We start from the raw sequence: 18,794 nt of genomic DNA on the forward strand, positions 1-18,794 counted from the left end.
GGTGAAATCATGCGGCGGCAACCTCCCGAAATCCCGACGTGGAAGGAGCCTCTGCGATGCAGGGCGACCCCGAGGTCATCGAGTTCCTCAACGAGCAGCTCACCGGCGAGCTCACCGCGATCAACCAGTACTTCCTCCACGCCAAGATGCAGGAGAACTTCGGCTGGACGAAGCTCGCGAAGTACACGCGGCACGAGTCGTTCGACGAGATGAAGCACGCCGAGGTGCTCACCGACCGGATCCTCTTCCTGGAGGGCCTGCCGAACTACCAGCGGCTGTTCCACGTCCGCGTGGGCCAGACCGTCAGGGAGATGTTCGAGGCCGACCGGCAGGTCGAGGTCGAGGCCATCGACCGCCTCCGGCGCGGGATCAAGGTGATGCGCGAGAAGGGCGACATCACGTCCGCCAACATCTTCGAGTCGATCCTCGCGGACGAGGAGCACCACATCGACTACCTCGACACCCAGCTGGACCTGCTGGAGAAGCTCGGCGAGGCGCTGTACATCGCGCAGCTCATCGAGCAGCCGGAGAGCTGAGTCAGGCCGCTTCGTCGAGCTCGGAGAGGACCGGCTTGCCCTGGTCCGCGAGCTCACGGCGCGGGCATGCGCCGCGGCCGAGTATGGCCTGAATCCGACGTACACAGGACCCGCAGTCCGTGCCGGCCTTACAGGCGGAGGCGATCTGCCGGGGTGTACAGGCACCCCTCTCCGCGTGCTGCTTGACCTGCGCTTCGGTCACACCGAAGCAGCTGCAGACGTACACGCGGTCCACCTCCCGCCGGGAACATGAGTAGCGCCGAACCGACATGGCTGGAACCCGTTGATCGGTGAGGCTAACCTAACCTTACCCGGACCACAGGTGGCGTAAAAGTGCCGTGGGGCGCGGATCGTATGTGATCCGCGCCCCAGTGCACGCTCCTGCAACAGGCGAACCGCTACTGGTCCCTGTACATCTCCGCGACGAGGAACGCCAGGTCGAGCGACTGGCTGCGGTTGAGCCGCGGGTCGCACGCCGTCTCGTAGCGCTGGTGCAGGTCGTCGACGAAGATCTCGTCGCCGCCGCCCACGCACTCGGTGACGTCGTCACCGGTCAGCTCGACGTGGATACCGCCCGGGTGGGTGCCGAGGGCCTTGTGGACCTCGAAGAAGCCCTTGACCTCGTCCAGCACGTCGTCGAAGCGACGCGTCTTGTGCCCGGAGGCCGCCTCGAAGGTGTTGCCGTGCATCGGGTCGGTCACCCAGGCCACGGTCGCGCCCGACGCCGTGACCTTCTCCACCAGCTCGGGCAGCTTGTCGCGGACCTTGTCGGCGCCCATGCGCACGATGAAGGTCAGCCGGCCCGGCTCGCGGTCCGGGTCGAGGCGCTCGACGTACTGGAGCGCCTCCTCGGCCGTCGTCGTCGGCCCCAGCTTGATCCCGATGGGGTTGCGGATCTTCGAGGCGAACTCGATGTGCGCGTGGTCCAGCTGGCGCGTGCGCTCACCGATCCACACCATGTGCGCGGAGACGTCGTACAGCTGTCCCGTGCGGGAGTCGACGCGGGTGAGCGCCGACTCGTAGTCGAGCAGCAGCGCCTCGTGCGAGGAGTAGAACTCGACCGTCTTGAACTCCTCCGGGTCCGCCCCGCAGGCGTGCATGAAGTTCAGCGCGTTGTCGATCTCGCGGGCGAGCTGCTCGTAGCGCTGGCCGGAGGGGGACGACTTCACGAAGTCCTGGTTCCAGGCGTGGACCTGGCGCAGGTCGGCGTAGCCGCCGGTGGTGAAGGCGCGCACCAGGTTCAGCGTGGACGCCGACGTGTGGTACATCCGCTTCAGCCGCTCGGGGTCCGGGACGCGGGCCGCTTCGGTGAAGTCGAAGCCGTTGACGGAGTCGCCCCGGTAGGTCGGCAGGGTCACGCCGTCGCGGGTCTCGGTCGGCTTGGAGCGCGGCTTGGAGTACTGGCCGGCGATCCGGCCGACCTTCACCACCGGCACGGACGCGGCGTACGTGAGCACGGCGCCCATCTGGAGCAGCGTCTTGAGCTTGTTGCGGATGTGGTCGGCGGACACCGCGTCGAAGGCCTCGGCGCAGTCGCCGCCCTGGAGGAGGAACGCCTCGCCCTTGGCGACGGCCGCCATCCGGGCGCGCAGCTGGTCGCACTCGCCCGCGAAGACGAGCGGCGGATACGACTCGAGGTCCGCGATCACTGCGCGCAGAGCCTCGGCGTCGGGGTACTCGGGCTGCTGCGCCGCGGGCAGGTTTCGCCAGGTGTTGCCAGCGCTCGCGCTGGTCTTAGCGTTCACGGTCACGTCCTCAACATTACGGGGTCGTGTCCAGTCGTTTTAGCCCGGCTCGACAGGTGAGACGGGCTACCGCTCACCTGTGGGCGCGGGGCGGGTGGGGTAGGGTGCGTCGCATGTTCGCGCTTTCGACCCAGAACTGGTGGTGGACCGCTCATCCGGCGGCCCACTGACTGCGCGTACGCACGACTTCGCGAAGGCCGCCCGAGGGGCGGCCTTCGGTGCTTTCCGGGCACGGGCCGTTCCTCCCAGCGAGAAGGACACGGAACCCATGCACCTGCTCGACCTGCTGGACGATCCCCGCCCGTTCGCCCTGCTGCGCCGCCGTACGCCGGGCCACGACGAGCACACCGTCGACCTGCTCATCGGCCCGGTCGCCGACCACGACCGCCTCGCCGACCTGCCCGACGAGGGCCTCGCCCTGGTCCCCTTCCGGCAGCTCCGCGAGCGCGGCTTCGACGTCCGCGACGACGGCACCCCGCTCACCGTCCTGGTCCCCGAGGAGCGGTACGGGATCCCGCTCGCCGAGGCCCTGGCACAGCTCCCCGCGCACGAGGTCCGGGTCGCGGGCGGCGGCTTCGACGTCGGCGACGAGGAGTACGCGGAGATCGTCGGCCGGGTGCTGCGGGACGAGATCGGGCGGGGCGAGGGGGCGAACTTCGTCATCCGGCGGACGTACGAGGGGGAGGTCGCCGGCTTCTCCCGGGCGAACGCGCTCGCGCTGTTCCGGCGGCTGCTGGAGGGCGAGCGGGGCGCGTACTGGACGTTCGTGGTGCACACCGGGGACCGCACCCTGGTCGGCGCCAGCCCCGAGGTGCACGTGCGCATGTCCGGCGGGACGGTGGTGATGAACCCGATCAGCGGGACGTACCGCTACCCGGACGGGGGCCCGACCCCCGACCACCTGCTGCGGTTCCTCGCCGACGGCAAGGAGATCGAGGAGCTGTCGATGGTCGTCGACGAGGAGCTCAAGATGATGTGCACGGTCGGCGACATGGGCGGGGTGGTGGTCGGGCCGCGGCTGAAGGAGATGGCGCACCTCGCGCACACCGAGTACGAGCTGCGCGGGAAGTCCTCGCTGGACGTGCGGGACGTGCTGCGCGAGACCATGTTCGCGGCGACCGTCACCGGCTCGCCCGTGCAGAACGCCTGCCGGGTGATCGAGCGGTACGAGACCGGCGGGCGCGGCTACTACGCGGGGGCGCTGGCGCTGATCGGCAGGGACTCGGGCGGCGCCCAGACCCTGGACTCGCCCATCCTCATCCGCACCGCCGACATCGACGCGGCCGGACGGCTGCGGGTACCGGTCGGGGCCACGCTGGTGCGCGGCTCGGACCCGGCGGGCGAGGTCGCCGAGACGCACGCCAAGGCGGCGGGGGTGCTGGCCGCGCTGGGGGTGCGGCCGGGGCGGCCGCGCACGGAGGCCGCACGGCCCCGGCTCGCCGACGACCCGCGGGTGCGGGCCGCGCTGGACGGGCGGCGGGGCGCGCTGGCGCCGTTCTGGCTGCGGATGCAGGAACGGTCCCGGGAGCTGGACGGGCACGCCCTCGTGGTCGACGCCGAGGACACCTTCACCGCGATGCTGGCGCACGTGCTGCGGTCGGGCGGGCTGGAGGTGTCGGTACGGCGGTACGACGAGCCGGGACTGCGGGAGGCGGTGCTCGCGCACGGGGGGCCGCTCGTCCTGGGCCCCGGTCCCGGTGACCCGTCCGACCTGGGCGACCCCAAGATGGCCTTCCTGCGGGACCTGACCGCGCGGGTGGTCCGGGAGCACCGGCACGGCGTGCTCGGCGTCTGCCTGGGGCACGAGCTGATCGCGGCGGAGCTGGGGCTGGACATCGTCCGCAAGGAGGTGCCGTACCAGGGGGCGCAGACGGAGATCGACCTGTTCGGGCGGCCGGAGACGGTCGGCTTCTACAACAGCTTCGTGGCGCGGTGCGACGACGACGCCCTGGCGGAGCTGGCGGCGCACCGGGTGGAGGTGAGCCGGGCCGCGAACGGCGAGGTGCACGCCCTGCGCGGGCCGGGCTTCGCCGGTGTGCAGTTCCATCCGGAGTCGGTGCTCACGCTGAACGGGGCGGCCGTCGTCCGGGAGCTGGTGGGTCAGTTCCGCGGCACCAGCACGTTCTCCGAGCGGCGGCCCGCGCTGTAGTCCACGACGTTGCGCACCGTGGCGTCGACGATCTCGCCGACGGCGTCCGCGGTGTAGTACGCCTGGTGGGAGGTGACCAGGACGTTCGGGAAGGTGACCAGGCGGGCCAGGGTGTCGTCCGAGATGGCCTCCAGGGACTTGTCGAGGAAGAACAGGCCCGCCTCCGCCTCGTAGACGTCCAGGCCGACGCCGGTGAAGCGGCCCTCGCGCAGCTCCGCGACGAGGGCCGCGGTGTCGATCAGCCCGCCGCGGCTGGAGTTGACCAGGATGGCGTCGGCCTTCATGGTCCTCAGGGCGGCGGCGTCGATGAGGTGCCAGGTCTCCGCCATCAGGGGGACGTGCAGGCTGACCACGTCGGACTCGGCGAGGAGCCGCTCCTTGGTGACGTACCGCATGCCGAGTTCCATGCAGGCGGGGTTCTCGGCGACGTCCCAGCCCAGCAGGCGCATGCCGAAGCCGTGGGCGATCCGGGTGAAGGCCTCGCCGATCTTGCCCGTGCCGAGCACGCCGGCCGTGCGGCCGTGCAGGTCGCGGCCCATCAGGCCGTCGAGGCGGAAGTCGAAGTCGCGGGTGCGGGTGGAGGCCCGGACGACCCGGCGGTTGACCGCGAGGGCCAGGGTCCACGCGAACTCGGCGACGGAGTACGGCGAGTAGGACGAGACGCGGGCGACGGTCATGCCGAGCCGTTCGGCGACGTCGAGGTCGATGTTGTTGAAGCCGGTGGAGCGCTGGGCGATCATCCGGGTGCCGCCGGCCGCGAGGGCCTCCAGGACGGGCCCGCCGAGGTCGGCGTTGACGCTGGTGGAGATCACCTCGTGGCCGGCCGCGATGGGGGCGGTGTCCTCGGTGAGGAACACGTCCAGGCAGCGGACCTCGTGGGGGGCGACGAAGGCCTGCTCGATGAGGGGCTTCTCGTCCGCCTGGACGCCGAAGGCGAGGATCTCCATGGCCGCTCCCGTTCCGTAGGCCTGCGTTCCGCCGGCTGACGGGCCGAATATAGGACCCGCGCCCGGGGCTTCAGCCGAAGAACACCCCCACCTCGGCGTACAGCTTCGGGTCCACCGTCTTCAGCCGGGCCGTCGCCTCCGCGAGCGGCACGCGGACGATGTCCGTGCCGCGCAGGGCCACCATCGTGCCGAAGTCGCGCTCGTGGACGGCGTCGACGGCGTGCAGGCCGAAGCGGGTGGCGAGCCAGCGGTCGAACGCGCTCGGCGTCCCGCCGCGCTGGACGTGGCCCAGCACCGTCGTGCGGGCCTCCTTGCCGGTCCGCTTCTCGATCTCCTGGGCGAGCCACTCGCCCACGCCGGAGAGGCGGACGTGCCCGAAGGAGTCGAGGGAGGCGTCCTTCAGCACGGCGTCGCCGTCCCTGGGCACCGCCCCCTCGGCGACGACCACGATCGGCGCGTACGAGGACCGGAAACGGGAGGTGACCCAGGCGCAGACCTGCTCAACGTCGAAGGGCTGCTCGGGGACGAGGATGACGTTGGCGCCGCCGGCCAGGCCCGAGTGCAGGGCGATCCAGCCCGCGTGACGGCCCATCACCTCCACCACCAGCACCCGCATATGGGACTCGGCGGTGGTGTGCAGGCGGTCGATGGCCTCCGTGGCGATGGAGACCGCCGTGTCGAAGCCGAAGGTGTAGTCGGTGGCGGACAGGTCGTTGTCGATCGTCTTCGGCACGCCGACGCAGGGCACTCCGTGCTCGTCGGAGAGGCGGGCGGCGACGCCGAGGGTGTCCTCGCCGCCGATGGTGATCAGGGCGTCGACCCCGTGCCCGGCGAGGGTGTCCTTGATGCGGCGGACGCCGTCCTCGGTCTTCAGCGGGTTGGTCCGCGAGGAGCCGAGGACGGTGCCGCCGCGGGGCAGGATGCCGCGTACGGCGGGGATGTCGAGGCGGACCGAGGTGCCGTCGAGGGGGCCCCGCCAGCCGTCCCGGTAGCCGACGAACTCATGGCCGTACTCCTGCACCCCCTTGCGGACGACGGCTCTGATGACGGCGTTGAGGCCGGGGCAGTCGCCGCCTCCGGTCAGTACTCCGACGCGCATGGACGTGTCCCTTCGCCGCGGTGGCCCGACGAGGAGTCACGGTAATAGTGATCCAGCTCACACCGATATGCCTGGGTCGGCACAATTCCGGTGAACGGCCGGGGCGTTGACGGGTGGTGCCGTCGGGGGTCACTCGTCGTCGAGGCCGCGCTCTATCGCGTACCGGACCAGTTCGACGCGGTTGTGCAGCTGGAGCTTGCCGAGGGTGTTCTGCACGTGGTTCTGCACCGTGCGGTGGGAGATGACGAGGCGTTCGGCGATCTGCTTGTAGCTCAGTCCCTTGGCGACCAGGCGCAGCACCTCCGTCTCGCGGTCGGTCAGCCGGGGCGCGTTCGGCTCGTCGGCGCCGGTGGCGGGGGCGGGCTCGGAGGCGAGGCGGCGGTACTCGCCGAGGACCAGGCCGGCGAGGCCGGGGGTGAACACCGGGTCGCCGACGGCCGTACGGCGCACCGCGTCCAGCAGGTCCTCCGTGGACGCCGACTTCAGCAGGTAGCCGGTGGCGCCGGACTTCACCGCCTCCAGCACGTCGGCGTGCTCGCCGCTCGCGGAGAGGACGAGGACGCGCAGGGCGGGGTTCGCGCCGACGACCTCCTTGCAGACCTGTACACCCGGTTTCACCGGCAGGTTCAGGTCCAGCACGAGCACGTCGGGCGTGGTGGCGCGGGCGCGGCGCACGGCCTGCTCGCCGTCGCCGGCGGTGGCGACCACCTCGAACCCGGACTCGGCGAGGTCCCGGGCGACGGCGTCGCGCCACATGGGGTGGTCGTCGACCACCATGACCTTGATCGGGCCCCGCGCTCCCGCGCCGCCGCCCTGTTCCGCGCTCATCGTGTGCCCGCCTTCCCCCGTGCGTCCGTCATGTCCTTCTTGGGCACGGTCAGTTCGACCTCCGTGCCCTGTCCCGGTGTCGAGACCAGCTCGGCGCTGCCGCCGAGGTCCCGCAGCCGGCCCCGGATCGACTGGGCGACCCCGAGCCGTCCCTCGCCCTCGGCCTGCGCGAGCCGCCCCTCCGGAATGCCCGGCCCGTCGTCCCGTACGGTGACGATCACCGCGTCGGGCTCGTCCTCGACCAGGATCCAGGCCCGGGCGCCCTCCCCCGCGTGCCGGCGCACGTTGTCCAGCGCGGCCCCGACGGCCGCGGCCAGTTCGCGGGCGGCGGCGGGCGGCAGCGGCACCGGGGCGCCGGGCTCGGCGAGGCTGACCCGGGCGGCGGCGAAGGGCGCGAGCAGCGCGCGCAGGTCCACGGGCCCGTCGCCGTCCCCGCCGGCCGGGGGGACCTCCACCGTGCGGACGACGGCCCCCTCGGCCCCGTCCTCCGACACCCGGGACGGGGGCACGAGCCCGCCGGAGACCAGGGTGCGCAGCGCGACCTCCTGCTCGCCGGCCATCCTGCCCAGTTCGGCCGCCTCGCCGCCGATGACCGCGCCCCGCCGCTGCACCATGGCCAGCACCTGGAGGACGCTGTCGTGGATGTCGCGGGCGAGCCGCTCCCGTTCCCGGGTCGCGGCCTCGATCTCCAGGGCGCGGGCGAGGGTGCGCTCGGAGGCGCGGGCCACCTCGACGACGTAGCCGATGGCGATGGCGGCGACCCAGACGAGGATCACGTTGTGGACGGTGTCGCGGGCGGGGGCGCCGCGCTCCAGGAGGTTGGCGACGGCGACGGCGGTGGAGGCGAACGCGGCCCAGCGCCAGCCGCCCTTGACGGCGAACGCGAGGACCGAGCCGGCGGTCCATATCGACGGCAGGGTCGGGCCGCCCTCGACGATCCGCTGGTGGGCGTCGGCGAGCGGGGTCAGCAGGATGCCGGTGAGCGCGACGGTGAGGTCGACGGCGAGGAACCGCTTGGTGCAGGCGGCCGCGTTCTGCACGCGGGGCAGGGTGGCGAGGGTCCAGCCGCACAGGACGACGTAGTAGCCGATGGCGAGGCCGGGGCGGACGAACCGGTCGTAGGCGGTGGCGAAGAGCCCGACCGCGTACAGCATGGTCAGGACCCGGTAGGCGGTGAGCGCACGCCACAGCGGCAGCTCGACCGACATCCTCATGACTCTTTCGCGCTTCGGCACGTCCCCCACCCCCCTGTCCCGGACTGCCCGTCTAGGACTCGGTTCTCTCGGACTTCTCCTTGTCCGCCTGGTCCTTCTCCGCCTGGGCGAGCGCCGCCTTCGCGGCCTTGTCTGCCTCCCGGCCGGCCTTCCCGGCCTCCTTCTCGGCCTTCGCCGCCTCCGCGATCTGCCGCTTGGCGGCGGTCGCGTACATGTCGACGTACTCCTGGCCGGAGAGCTTCATGATCTCGTACATGACCTCGTCGGTCAGTGCGCGGAGCACGAAGCGGTCGTGGTCCATGCCGTGGTAGCGGCTGAAGTCCAGCGGCCTGCCGATGCGGATGCCGGGCCGCATCACCTTCGGCATCACCTGGCCGGGCGGCTGGATCTTCTCGGTGTCGATCATGGCGACGGGGATCACCGGCGCGCCCGTGGCCAGCGCCACGCGCGCGAGGCCGCCGGGCTTGCCCCGGTAGAGGCGGCCGTCGGGCGAGCGGGTGCCCTCCGGGTAGATCCCGAACAGCTCACCGCTCTCCAGGACCTCTATGCCGCTCCTGATCGCCGCCTCGCCCGCGCCGCGCGCACCGGAGCGGTCCACCGGGAGCTGGCCGACGCCCTTGAAGAAGGCCGCCGTCAGCCGGCCCTTCACACCGGGCGTGGTGAAGTACTCGGCCTTGGCGATGAACGTGACCTTGCGGTCGAGGACCGCGGGCAGGAAGAACGAGTCCGAGAAGGACAGGTGGTTGCTCGCCAGGATCGCGGGGCCCTCGGCGGGAACGTTCTCCAGGCCTTCCACCCAGGGCCTGAAGATCATCTTCAGTGGCCCCCCGATGGAAACCTTCATCGCGCCGTACAACAACCGACTGCCTCCTGTGTGTGTCGATCAGACCTTAACCCGGCGCGGCGTCAATGGTCCCGACGACCCTGGTCGGTGTCCGTGCGGTCGCGTACGGTGAAGCACACGCCCCTGCCATGCAGACCACCCGACCACCCGACCACCTGACGAGACGGGAGACCGAAGGTGCCGGTCCTTGCTGGAGCCGAGCCGTACCGCCATGAAGGCGGAGAGGTCGGAGTCCTCCTCTGCCACGGCTTCACCGGTTCCCCGCAGTCGCTGCGCCCCTGGGCGCAGCACCTCGCCGGGCACGGTCCGACCGTCGCCGTGCCCCTGCTGCCGGGGCACGGCACCCGCTGGGAGGACATGGCGGTCACCGGCTGGCAGGACTGGTACGCGGAGCTGGACCGCGAGCTGCGCGTCCTGCGCGGCCGCTGCGCCAAGGTGTTCGTGGCCGGCCTGTCGATGGGCGGCGCGCTGGCCCTGCGGCTCGCCGCACAGCACGGCGACGACGTCGCCGGGGTCGTCCTCGTCAACCCGGCGAACAAGGTGCACGGCCTGTCCGCGTACGCCCTCCCCGTCGCCCGCCACCTGGTGCGGACCGTGAAGGGGATCACGAGCGACATCGCGAAGGAGGGCGTCGAGGAGATCGGCTACGACCGGGTGCCGCTGCACGCGGCGCACTCCCTGCGGGTCTTCCTGCGGCTGGTCGACAAGGAGCTGCCGCAGGTCACCCAGCCACTGCTGCTCCTGCGCAGCGCGCGCGACCATGTCGTGCCGGCCGCCGACCCGGCCCGGATCCTCAGCCGGGTGTCGTCGACGGACGTGACCGAGGTGCTGCTGGAACAGAGCTACCACGTGGCGACGTTGGACCACGACGCGGACCGGATCTTCGAGGAGAGCCTCGCGTTCATCGGCCGGCTCGCACCCAGTGTCGGCAAGGAAGGGACGACGGCAGGTGGCTGAGCACGACTCCGACCGCGAGGACCGTGAGGACCGCGAGAGGCGCGAGGACCGCGACGGCCGCGGGCACCGCGACGATCGCGCGGGCGGCCGCGGCCGCGAGCCGGAGGAGCAGAGCGTGCCCTTCGACGAGGAGGCCGCGTGGGCGGCGATCGTCGCGGGGTACGGCGAGGAGCCCGCGGATCCGCCGGGCGCCAAGCCGTTCAAGTCGGTCGAGGACCTGGCACTGCTGGAAGCGGAGCCGAACGACGACGGCTCCGGTCCCGCCGTCGTCGGCAGCGGCAGCAGCACCGGCACCGGGAGCGCCGACGGCCCGGCTTCCGGCTCCGGTCCGGGCGCCGACTCGGGCGCCGGTTCCGGAACCGGTCCGGGCGCCGACTCCGGCGCCGGTTCCGAGCCGGGGTCCGGGGACGAGGCCGAGCCCGTGAAGCCGCTGGGCGGTTCGGTCTCCTTCGCGCCCGGCGTCGGCCCGCGCGACTACACGCCCGGCAAGCCGTCCGAGGCCGACCTCGACGAGGACGACGAGGGTCACTTCGTCCCGCCCGAGCCGCCGCCGCTGCCCGCCGCCGACACGACCGCCAGATTCGCCTGGCTCGGGGTGGTCGGCGGCCCTGTCCTGCTCCTGCTGTCGGTGCTGCTCGGCTGGGAGATGACCTGGTGGCTGGCGACGGTCGGCATCGGCGGCTTCCTCGGCGGCTTCGCCACGCTGGTGGCCCGGATGCGGACGGACGACGAGGACGACGGCGATCCGGGAAGCGGAGCGGTGGTCTGATCCCGACCCCGGCCGCCCGTCGTGCCGGGACGACGACCTGGAAACTAGACGCCCGGCACTGAAACTAGACGCCCGGCACTCGGAGGGCGGCCAGCACCGGGAGGTGGTCCGTGGCCGCCCTCAGGTCGGTGCCCGTGACCCCGGGGTGTCCGACGGGGACTCCGCAGCCCAGCACCTCCACCCCCTTGGTCGCGAGGACCGCGTCGATACGGCGGTCGGGGCCGGTGGACGGAAAGGTGAGGTCGCCGCCCCAGGGGGCTACGGCCCGGCAGTCCTGGAGGCCGGCGGTGAGGCGGGCGAAGGCGCGGCCGCCCGGCCCCTCGTTGAGGTCGCCGCCCGCGACGGCGTGTTCCACGCCCATCCCGGCGAGCCGGTCGAGCACCATCCCGGCCTGGTCGTACCGCTCGCCGCGGTGCAGACCGAGATGACAGCTGAGGACCCCCAGCCGGACGCCCGCGAAGCGGACGACGGCGGTGGCGAGACCGCGCCGGTGCTGTCCGGGGGTGAGGGGCAGGAGCACGTCCTCGGTGCGCTCGACGGTGGCCCGCAGTGAGCACAGGACGGCCGGTCCGGCGGCCGTGCCACCGCCGGTGAGGATCACCAGCCCGGAGGCGGCCGCCAGCCGGGCGAGCTTCTTGCGCCAGCGGAAGAAGCGGGGGGCTTCCTGGACGAGGACCAGGTCGGGGGCGCAGGCGGCGATCACGCGGGCGAGGGCGGCGGTGTCGTCGCGCATCGAGCGGATGTTGTAGCTGAGGACGCGGAGGACGGCGGAGCCGTCGGCTTCGGTGCGGGAGCTGTCGAGCGGGGGCGTCACCATACCGTCACGATAGGTCGTGAGCGGGCGGGGAGGGCGGCTGTCCGCCGTTCCCCGGGCCCCTCTTGGCTGCCTCGGGTCCCGCTCGGCGGCGGCCGCCCCGGCAGGGCCCGCCCGTGCCTCGCCGTGAAGGCGGGCCGTGAAGGCGGGCGGCCCCGCCCCCCTTCACGGGGTGCGGGGCCGCCGGTGCCTCGGACGGTGTCCGTCACATGATCGGGTCGGGTTCGCGGGCCAGGTCGGCCGCGCCCACCAGGCCCGCCTTGTTGCCGAGCTGGGCGGCGATCACGTCGGCGACCGGGCGCCAGTTGCCCCCGACCAGCCAGCGCTTGTAGGACGTGCGGATCGGGTCGAGCACCAGGTCGCCCTCGTCGGAGAGACCGCCGCCGACGATGAAGGCGGACGGGTCGAAGAGGGAGGCGAGGTCGGCGAGGCCGGCGCCGGCCCAGCGGGCGAGCTCGCGGTAGGAGTCGACCGCGACCGGGTCGCCCTGGCGGGCGGCCATGGAGATGTGCTTGCCCTCGATGCCCTCGGGGGTGCCGTCACCGAGGCCCAGGAGCACCTCGGCGCGCTCGGGGGTGGCGTTGGCACGCTGCTTGGCGTACCGCACGAGGGCGCGGCCGGAGGCGTACTGCTCCCAGCAGCCCTGCGAGCCGCAGCCGCACAGCAGGCCGTCCGGCACCATGCGGATGTGGCCGAACTCGGCGGCCACGCCGAAGTGTCCGCGGCGCAGCTTGTTGCCGATGATGATGCCGCCGCCGAGTCCGGTGCCGAGCGTGATGCAGATGACGTTGCGGTGGCCCTTGCCGGCGCCGAACTTGTACTCGCCCCAGGCGGCGGCGTTGGCGTCGTTCTCCACGACGACCGGGAGGCCCACGCGGGCCTCGACCTTCTCCTTGAGCGGCTCGTTGCGCCAGTCGATGTTCGGCGCGAAGTAGACCGTCGAGCGCTGCCGGTTGACGTATCCGGCGGCGCCGATGCCCACGCCGACGATGTCGTGCCCGGCGCGCGCCCCCTCCACCGCCGAGGCGATGGCGTCCACGATGGCCTCGGGCGTGGTGGGGGTGGGCACCTTGAAGGTCGAGAGGATGTTGCCTTCCTCGTCGACCACGCCGGCCGCGATCTTCGTGCCGCCGATGTCGACGCCGATGGTGAGTCCCATGAATCCCTCAGTTTCGGTCGAGCCCCGCTACGGCCAACCGTACCCGAGGCCCTGCCGTCGGGGTCCGGCCGTCCGCCCGGCGGACGCGCCGGGCCGACGGCGACGGGGTGGGCGACAGGGGTGGGCGAGGAGGGTGGGTCAGTCCAGGTCGATGCGCTGCCCGGGGCCGCCGGTGCCGTCGTCGCCCTCGGGACGCCCGCGCGGGTCCTGGGCCGGGTCGTGGGCGCGGGCCGTCCAGCGCGTCTCCTGGTGCTGGACGGCGGAGCGGTAGGCGGCGAGCAGTTCGCCGCCGGCCTTGGCGAGGTGGTCGAAGACGTCCGGGTTGCGCTCCAGGACGGGTTCGACGGCGGCCTTGGCCTGCTGGACGACCTGACGCACCACCTGCTGGGCGGCGGGTCCGGCGACCGCGCCGAGCAGGGGGGAGGAGGGGAGGCCGGCGAGCTTGTCGGCGACGCTGTCGACGAACTTGCGCAGTTCCTCGGCGGCGGAGCCGGGAGGCGGGCCGTCGCGGTCCTGGCGGCGGGCCTTCTCCGCCGCGAGGTCCTCGGCGCAGGCGGTGGACCAGGCGTCGGCGTCGGTGGCGCGCGGCCCCTCGGCGACGGCCTCGTGCTGACCGGCGTCGGGCGGGGGGAGCTCTTCGCTCATGACGGACTCCTGACTACGGTTCGTCTCTCCGACGGTACCCGAACGGCGGTACGGCGTTCACCGGGTCCGCGGCCACAGCGCGGGATCCGGTGCGAACCGGACGCGCAGTTCGCCCTCGCGCAGGCCGGCTCCGTCGACGGTACAGCGGCGCAGGGCGGAGGGCAGCGCGACGATCCGGCGGAACGGACCGGCGGTGACGACGAGTTCGTCGCCGCGCCGGACGAGGTCGAGGTCGTCGCGTATGACGCCGGGCAGGGGGATGTGCCACACGAGCACGCCGTCGTCGGCCAGCCGGTCGGACACCGGCCACTCGACCGGGGAGGGCGCCGGGTCGACGCCGGGGACGGAGAGCGCGGCGAGGTCGTCGCCGCCGCGGGGGTCGCGGCCGAGGTGGGCGACGGTCCGGGCGTCGTCCCACTCCCCCAGGAACTTCCGCTGCTGGGCCACGAGCCCGGCGAGGGGGCCGGCGTCGTCGGCCCTCTCCGGCAGGACGCGGTTGGCGACGAGGGACTCGACGGGCAGGGCGCGCAGGGCGAGGCCGAGGCGGGCGTCGCGCACGGCGTCGTCACCGGCCGGTCCCGGCTCGGCGACCAGGCGTACGGCGGTGCGCCGGTCGGCGAGGACGGCCTGCACGGCGGCCAGCTCCAGGTCCCAGCGGGCGGTCGTCTCGTACAGCCACTCGGCGGGCATGGGGACGCCGGCGAGGCGTCCGAGGACGGGGCGCAGGGCGCGGGCGGCCTGCCGTTCGGGAGGGAGGAGGCGGCGCAGGTAACGGCGGAGTTCCTCGGGGAGGGCGAGGAGGGCGAGGGCCTGCGGGGTGGGCGGCAGGTCGACGACGAGGAGGTCGTGGGACTCGGAGAGGGCGGCGTCCCGCAGCGCGCGCAGCAGGGTCAGCTCCTCCGCGCCGGGCAGCGGGGTGACCTCCTCCGGGTCCAGCCGGGAGGCGCCGAGCAGGTCGAGGACGGTGGAGGCGCGGTCCTGGAACCCGGTGAGGTCGTCGCGGAAGCCGGCGGCGGCGTCGGGGCGCCAGGCGGTGAGGGCGGGCGTGACCCGTGCCGGGGCGGCCCCGGTCGGCACGCCGAGCGCGGCCCCCAGGGTGTCGGCGCGGTCGGCGCTGAGCACGAGCGTCTTGACGCCGGCACCGGCCGCCCCGAGTGCGGTCGCCGCGGCAACGGTCGTACGGCCACTGCCGCCGGGGCCGGTGATCAGGAGGGTGCGCATGAGGGTGAACGGTAACGGACACCGAGGTGGCGGCCCGCCCACCGGTGGGCGCCGGCCGCACCGGTGCGGCACCGGCACGGGGGCGTCGGCCCCGGCGACGCCCGCGCCGGCGCAGGGGCGGCATACCCGGGTCGGCCCCGAGCCGGCGCAGGGACGGCAGACCGGCGACGCCCGCGTCCGCGCCGGAATCGGTGCTACCGGCCCGACTCGACCCGCTTCTTCAGTCCCGCCAGCGCGCGGTCGATGATGACCTTCTCGGCCTTGCGCTTGATCATGCCGAGCATGGGGATCTTGACGTCCACCGTCAGCCGGTAGGTGACCTCGGTGCCGCCGCCCGCCGGTGCGAGGAGGTACGAGCCGTCCAGCGACCGCAGCATCTGGGACTTCACCAGCGTCCAGGACACCTCGTGCTCACCGCTCCAGGTGTACGCCAGCGTCTGGTCGTCCTTGATCGCGCCCGCGTCCATGACCAGCCGTACCTGCTCGGCGCGGCCGGCGCTGTCGGTGCCGAGGACCTCCGCCTCCTTCACCTCGCCGGTCCAGTCCGGGTAGCGGGCGAAGTCGGCGATGACGGCCATGACCTCGGTCGGTGCCGCATCGATCGTGATGCTCGAGCTGGTGTGTTCCGCCATCGCCGTGGCTCCTCACAGATGCGGGCCGGTAGGGAGAGGTCACCCGTGCGCCGGCGTGCGCACGTGTGTGCAGCGTGAAGGCTACCGCGCACCCGACCTGCCGCCTTCACCCCGTGGCGCGCGCCCGCCGGGCACCGGCCTCACCACTCCAGCGCCCAGGGCTTCCCGGTCCCCGCGAAGTGCCCCACGTTCACGCATTCGGTCGCCCCGATGCGCATCCGCCGCACCAGCGGCTGGTGGACGTGGCCGAAGAGCGAGTACCGGGGGCGGGTGCGGCGGATCGCGTCCAGCAGCGCCCGGCTGCCCCGTTCGAAACGGCGCGCGACGGTGTCGTAGACGAGTTCCGGCACCTCGGGCGGGATGTGCGTGCAGAGCACGTCCACCTCGCCCACGGCCTCGATCTTCGCCGCGTACTCCTCGTCGTCGATCTCGTACGGCGTGCGCATCGGCGTGCGCAGGCCGCCGCCCACGAAGCCGAAGACCCGGCCGCCGATCTCCACCCGCTCCCCGTCCAGCACGGTCGTCCCCGGTCCGGCGTACTCCGGCCAGAGCGGCGGCATGTCGACGTTGCCGTAGGTGGCGTACGTCGGGGTCGGGAACGCCGCGAACATCTCGGCGTACTGTCCCCGCACCGCCCGTTCGATGACCGCCGCCCGGTCGTCGCCGACCCCGGCCCACAGCCGCGCCCCCAGTTCCCGGGCCTCCTCGAAGCGGCGGGCCGTGCGCAGCGCGACGATCCGGTCGGCGTTCTCCACGCCGAAGAGGTCGGGGAAGATGCCGCGCGAGTGGTCGGCGTAGTCGAGGAAGAGGACGAGGTCACCGAGGCAGATCAGGGCGTCCGCGCCGTCGCCCGCCCGGGCCAGGTCGCGCGCGTTGCCGTGGACGTCGCTGACCACATGAACACGCGTCCTGTGGTTTCCGGAGGGTGTGGATGCCATGGCGATCAAGGGTAGGCGTGTGGGGCAAACGTGAACAGTGACAGCCGGACCTGCGGTTACTGGCCAGTCAGTAAGTGGATGAACTACTGTGCGCGAGAAAAAGCAATCTGTGTGACGCAGCGAACATCTCGCCGGGACCCCCTGTCGAAGAAGCCATACCGGCGGGTAACGTCCGGGCAGTCCAGTCGTGCTCAGGAATTCAACCAGTGGCCCGCAGCCCTTGGCGACCCCCGAGCACTCGCCCGAGCCTTGGACCGCACCGTCGCATCGCACAACGTCGTGGCGCCGGCGCCCTAAGAGGAGCAGCAGTCTTGCGCGAGTTCAGCCTTCCGGCTTTGTACGAGGTCCCTGCGGACGGCAACCTGACCGACATCGTCCGCAGAAACGCCGCGCAGCACCCTGACGTCGCCGTCATCGCGCGCAAGGCGGGCGGCGCCTGGCAGGACGTCACCGCCACCGCCTTCCTGGCCGAGGTGCACGCCGCCGCCAAGGGCCTCATCGCCTCCGGTGTGCAGCCGGGCGACCGCGTCGGCCTGATGTCGCGCACCCGGTACGAGTGGACGCTGCTGGACTTCGCGATCTGGTGCGCGGGCGCCGTCACCGTGCCGGTGTACGAGACCAGCTCGCCGGAGCAGGTGCGGTGGATCCTCTCCGACTCGGGCGCCACCGCCTGCCTCGTCGAGCTGGACACCCACGCCGCGGCCGTCGAGTCGGTGCGCGACGCCCTGCCCGCGCTGAAACACGTCTGGCAGATCGAGGGCGGGGGCGTGGCGGAGCTCGGGCGGCTCGGCCAGGACGTCTCCGACGAGGCGGTCGAGGAGCGCAGCTCGCTCGCCAAGGCCGACGACCCGGCCACCATCGTCTACACCTCCGGCACGACCGGCCGGCCCAAGGGCTGTGTCCTCACCCACCGCAGCTTCTTCGCCGAGTGCGGCAACGTGGTGGAGCGGCTGCGTCCGCTGTTCCGCACCGGGGAGTGCAGCGTGCTGCTCTTCCTGCCCCTCGCGCACGTCTTCGGCCGGCTGGTGCAGATCGCGCCGATGATGGCGCCGATCAAGCTGGGCACGGTCCCGGACATCAAGAACCTCACCGACGAACTGGCGTCCTTCCGGCCGACGCTGATCCTCGGCGTGCCGCGCGTCTTCGAGAAGGTCTACAACGGGGCGCGCGCCAAGGCGCAGGCGGACGGCAAGGGCGCGATCTTCGACAAGGCGGCGGACACCGCGATCGCGTACAGCAGGGCGCGGGACACCCCGTCGGGCCCGTCCATCGGGCTGCGGATCAAGCACAAGGTCTTCGACGTGCTCGTCTACAGCAAGCTGCGCGCGGTCCTCGGCGGCCGCGGCGAGTACGCGATCTCCGGCGGCGCCCCGCTGGGCGAGCGCCTGGGCCACTTCTTCCGCGGCATCGGCTTCACCGTCCTGGAGGGCTACGGCCTGACGGAGTCCTGCGCGGCGACCGCCTTCAACCCGTGGGACCGGCAGAAGATCGGCACGGTCGGCCAGCCGCTGCCGGGCTCGGTCGTGCGCATCGCCGACGACGGCGAGGTGCTGCTGCACGGCGAACACCTGTTCAAGGAGTACTGGAACAACCCCGGCGCGACCGCCGAGGCGCTGGCCGACGGCTGGTTCCACACCGGTGACATCGGCACCCTCGACGAGGACGGCTACCTGAGCATCACCGGCCGCAAGAAGGAGATCATCGTCACCGCGGGCGGCAAGAACGTCGCCCCGGCCGTGATCGAGGACCGCATCCGGTCGCACGCCCTGGTCGCGGAGTGCATGGTGGTGGGCGACGGGCGGCCGTTCGTGGGCGCACTGGTCACCATCGACGAGGAGTTCCTGGGCCGTTGGGCCTCCGAGCACGGCAAGCCGGCCGGTTCCACCGCGGCGTCGCTGCGCGAGGACCCCGATCTGCTCGCGGCGGTCCAGACGGCGATCGACGACGGCAACGCGGCGGTGTCGAAGGCGGAGTCGGTGCGCAAGTTCCGCGTCCTCGCCGCCCAGTTCACCGAGGACTCGGGGCACCTCACCCCGTCGCTCAAGCTCAAGCGCAACGTCGTGGCGAAGGACTACGCGGCCGAGATCGAGGCCATCTACGCCAAGTAACAAGGCTTCTGACGAGGAGTCAGGAAACGGGTGGACGGGTGGCGCGGGCCTCGGGACGGGGCCCGCGCCCTCGTCCGTTCGGGTCGCCCACCGGGTACCGGGCGCCCTCCGCGCACCGAATGCCGGGTGCCCCCGGCCCACCGGACGCCGGGCGTCCTCCGCCCACCAGGTACCGGGCGTCCCCCGCCC

19 protein-coding genes are annotated in these 18,794 nt (G+C 72.6%); 6 read left to right on the forward strand and 13 right to left on the reverse strand.

What is annotated here, in order from left to right; all coding sequences use genetic code 11:
* Positions 1–56 precede the first annotated feature (56 nt).
* A complete protein-coding gene (bfr, locus tag ACFYWQ_RS00865; RefSeq protein WP_389511609.1) occupies positions 57–536 on the forward strand; it encodes a bacterioferritin in 480 nt (159 codons plus the stop codon).
* Between the two features lies 1 nt (position 537).
* Here the strand turns inward: bfr and ACFYWQ_RS00870 are convergent, their stop codons facing one another.
* On the reverse strand, positions 538–762 hold the full coding sequence (locus ACFYWQ_RS00870; RefSeq protein ID WP_389511610.1) for a bacterioferritin-associated ferredoxin: 225 nt from the start codon (positions 760–762) through the stop codon (positions 538–540).
* A gap of 172 nt (positions 763–934) precedes the next feature.
* Entirely contained in the window at positions 935–2,287 is a 1,353-nt protein-coding gene (locus ACFYWQ_RS00875; RefSeq protein ID WP_389511611.1) for a class II 3-deoxy-7-phosphoheptulonate synthase, read from the reverse strand.
* 107 nt (positions 2,288–2,394) lie between these two features.
* Between ACFYWQ_RS00875 and ACFYWQ_RS00880 the strand changes: the two genes are divergently transcribed.
* Entirely contained in the window at positions 2,395–2,451 is a 57-nt protein-coding gene (locus tag ACFYWQ_RS00880; RefSeq protein ID WP_078912442.1) for a trp operon leader peptide, read from the forward strand.
* 98 nt (positions 2,452–2,549) lie between these two features.
* Positions 2,550–4,430, forward strand: coding sequence for an anthranilate synthase family protein (locus tag ACFYWQ_RS00885; protein WP_389511612.1), 1,881 nt, complete (start codon positions 2,550–2,552; stop codon positions 4,428–4,430).
* On the opposite strand, the gene ACFYWQ_RS00890 is transcribed toward ACFYWQ_RS00885, so the two are convergent.
* The 5 genes from ACFYWQ_RS00890 to ACFYWQ_RS00910 form a co-directional block, all read right to left on the reverse strand.
* Positions 4,382–5,377: a 2-hydroxyacid dehydrogenase gene (locus ACFYWQ_RS00890; RefSeq protein ID WP_389511613.1), complete on the reverse strand. Its 996-nt coding sequence runs from the start codon at positions 5,375–5,377 to the stop codon at positions 4,382–4,384. The two genes, ACFYWQ_RS00885 and ACFYWQ_RS00890, sit on opposite strands and share 49 nt — an antisense overlap.
* Before the next feature lie 70 nt (positions 5,378–5,447).
* The gene (locus ACFYWQ_RS00895) at positions 5,448–6,476 is read right to left on the reverse strand and encodes a 6-phosphofructokinase (protein ID WP_389511614.1); all 1,029 of its coding nucleotides are present in this window, start codon (positions 6,474–6,476) and stop codon (positions 5,448–5,450) included.
* Between the two features lie 129 nt (positions 6,477–6,605).
* Positions 6,606–7,304: a response regulator gene (locus ACFYWQ_RS00900; RefSeq protein ID WP_389511615.1), complete on the reverse strand. Its 699-nt coding sequence runs from the start codon at positions 7,302–7,304 to the stop codon at positions 6,606–6,608.
* The gene (gene macS, locus ACFYWQ_RS00905) at positions 7,301–8,539 is read right to left on the reverse strand and encodes a MacS family sensor histidine kinase (protein ID WP_389511616.1); all 1,239 of its coding nucleotides are present in this window, start codon (positions 8,537–8,539) and stop codon (positions 7,301–7,303) included. Before macS ends, ACFYWQ_RS00900 begins: the two co-directional genes overlap by 4 nt.
* Before the next feature lie 31 nt (positions 8,540–8,570).
* Positions 8,571–9,362: a lysophospholipid acyltransferase family protein gene (locus ACFYWQ_RS00910; RefSeq protein WP_389511617.1), complete on the reverse strand. Its 792-nt coding sequence runs from the start codon at positions 9,360–9,362 to the stop codon at positions 8,571–8,573.
* Positions 9,363–9,539: 177 nt separating this feature from the next.
* Here ACFYWQ_RS00910 and ACFYWQ_RS00915 point away from each other — a divergent pair, with 177 nt between their 5' ends.
* Positions 9,540–10,319 (forward strand): alpha/beta hydrolase, encoded by a 780-nt coding sequence (locus ACFYWQ_RS00915; protein ID WP_389511618.1) that lies wholly within the window; start codon positions 9,540–9,542, stop codon positions 10,317–10,319.
* Positions 10,312–11,088 (forward strand): hypothetical protein, encoded by a 777-nt coding sequence (locus tag ACFYWQ_RS00920; RefSeq protein ID WP_389511619.1) that lies wholly within the window; start codon positions 10,312–10,314, stop codon positions 11,086–11,088. Before ACFYWQ_RS00915 ends, ACFYWQ_RS00920 begins: the two co-directional genes overlap by 8 nt.
* Before the next feature lie 64 nt (positions 11,089–11,152).
* Here ACFYWQ_RS00920 and ACFYWQ_RS00925 read toward each other — a convergent pair whose 3' ends face one another.
* The 6 genes from ACFYWQ_RS00925 to ACFYWQ_RS00950 all read right to left on the reverse strand — a co-directional run bounded on the left by ACFYWQ_RS00925 (position 11,153) and on the right by ACFYWQ_RS00950 (position 16,497).
* Positions 11,153–11,905 (reverse strand): endonuclease/exonuclease/phosphatase family protein, encoded by a 753-nt coding sequence (locus ACFYWQ_RS00925; protein WP_389511620.1) that lies wholly within the window; start codon positions 11,903–11,905, stop codon positions 11,153–11,155.
* 202 nt (positions 11,906–12,107) lie between these two features.
* Positions 12,108–13,061, reverse strand: a complete 954-nt coding sequence (locus ACFYWQ_RS00930; protein WP_389511621.1) for an ROK family glucokinase — start codon at positions 13,059–13,061, stop codon at positions 12,108–12,110.
* A 138-nt stretch (positions 13,062–13,199) separates the two neighbouring features.
* On the reverse strand, positions 13,200–13,706 hold the full coding sequence (locus ACFYWQ_RS00935) for a DUF5304 domain-containing protein (protein ID WP_389511622.1): 507 nt from the start codon (positions 13,704–13,706) through the stop codon (positions 13,200–13,202).
* 57 nt (positions 13,707–13,763) lie between these two features.
* Complete coding sequence (locus ACFYWQ_RS00940; protein WP_389511623.1) at positions 13,764–14,927, reverse strand: ArsA family ATPase; 1,164 nt, start codon at positions 14,925–14,927, stop codon at positions 13,764–13,766.
* A gap of 194 nt (positions 14,928–15,121) precedes the next feature.
* Positions 15,122–15,559, reverse strand: coding sequence for an SRPBCC family protein (locus ACFYWQ_RS00945; protein WP_389511624.1), 438 nt, complete (start codon positions 15,557–15,559; stop codon positions 15,122–15,124).
* Between the two features lie 140 nt (positions 15,560–15,699).
* The gene (locus ACFYWQ_RS00950; protein ID WP_389511625.1) at positions 15,700–16,497 is read right to left on the reverse strand and encodes a metallophosphoesterase; all 798 of its coding nucleotides are present in this window, start codon (positions 16,495–16,497) and stop codon (positions 15,700–15,702) included.
* 311 nt (positions 16,498–16,808) lie between these two features.
* Here ACFYWQ_RS00950 and ACFYWQ_RS00955 point away from each other — a divergent pair, with 311 nt between their 5' ends.
* Positions 16,809–18,605 carry an AMP-dependent synthetase/ligase gene (locus tag ACFYWQ_RS00955; protein WP_389511626.1) on the forward strand — a complete coding sequence of 599 codons (1,797 nt, stop codon included), beginning with the start codon at positions 16,809–16,811 and terminating at the stop codon, positions 18,603–18,605.
* The last annotated feature ends 189 nt before the right edge of the window (positions 18,606–18,794 follow it).

Origin of the sequence: Streptomyces sp. NPDC003247, assembly GCF_042888135.1 — a bacterium.
Taxonomy (GTDB): domain Bacteria; phylum Actinomycetota; class Actinomycetes; order Streptomycetales; family Streptomycetaceae; genus Streptomyces.